This is a genomic window from Phyllobacterium sp. P5_D12, from assembly GCF_054049495.1.
Genome location: NZ_JBFUMG010001005.1, coordinates 1 through 963 on the forward strand (window position 1 = coordinate 1; position 963 = coordinate 963).

Below are 963 nucleotides of genomic sequence, written 5' to 3' on the forward strand. Positions count from 1 at the left end.
GTGCGAAAGAGCGCCTCGCTTTCCGTCATCCTCGGGCTTGACCCGAGGACCCATGGCTAAGGGGCATGAGCGTTTCAACCAACTCGACTTGATTCAAGATAGTGGCGAAAGGCGGCGAACGTTTTACAGAACTGGATCCTACTGGAACGCTTCGGACGAATTGGTAGCGCAGCACCACTTAGCTGTGGGTCCTCGGGTCAAGCCCGAGGATGACGGAGAGGGTGGCGACGTCATCTGAAGAAAACAAAAAAATAAAGAAACGCTCGTTCAATTAATTTTCCGCCAAATTGCCGAAATCGGCCAATTTCGCCGGGTTGGATGCTATTGCTGAGACACATATCGCGCGTCTTCTTGCGGTTCTCACATATGAATGTCGGAATCTCACACAAGAAACCTCGAATCTGGCGCAAGATTTTCAACCGGCGCGTTTAATCTAATTGTATGAAGTTGTGAGAAACCCGCAAATTGGCGGGAGGGCGGAATTCGACGACTGGCAATCGGTGGAGTCTCGCTTATAACGGGATAGTAACGCCAATGTCTTCCAAAGAAGAAAGTTGACGAGGTGACAGACCGGGCATCGCCACTCGCGCCATTCAGACATGATATTTTCAGAACTGTCTGGCTCGCGAGTCTTTCCTCCAACTTCGGTTCCCTGATCCAGTCAGTCGGCGCGGCCTGGATGATGACAACCATCTCCGATTCTGTCGATATGGTTGCGCTGGTGCAGGCATCGACGGCACTGCCTATCATGTTGTTTTCGTTGATATCCGGTGCTCTTGCCGACAATTTCAACCGCCGCCGGGTGATGCTTGTCGCGCAGTGTTTCATGCTCGGCGTATCGGTTTTTCTGACCTTGTTTTCTCACTTCAACCTGATCACGCCATGGCTGCTGCTTTGCTTCACTTTCCTGATCGGGTGCGGAACGGCGCTGAACAACCCTTCATGGCAGGCTTCGGTGGGGGA

1 protein-coding gene is annotated in these 963 nt (G+C 52.3%); it reads left to right on the forward strand.

The window, feature by feature from the left end; genetic code table 11:
• Positions 1-562: 562 nt before the first annotated feature.
• On the forward strand, positions 563-963 hold a 401-nt coding region (locus ACXJ5O_RS28295; protein WP_457302810.1), incomplete at its 3' end, for an MFS transporter.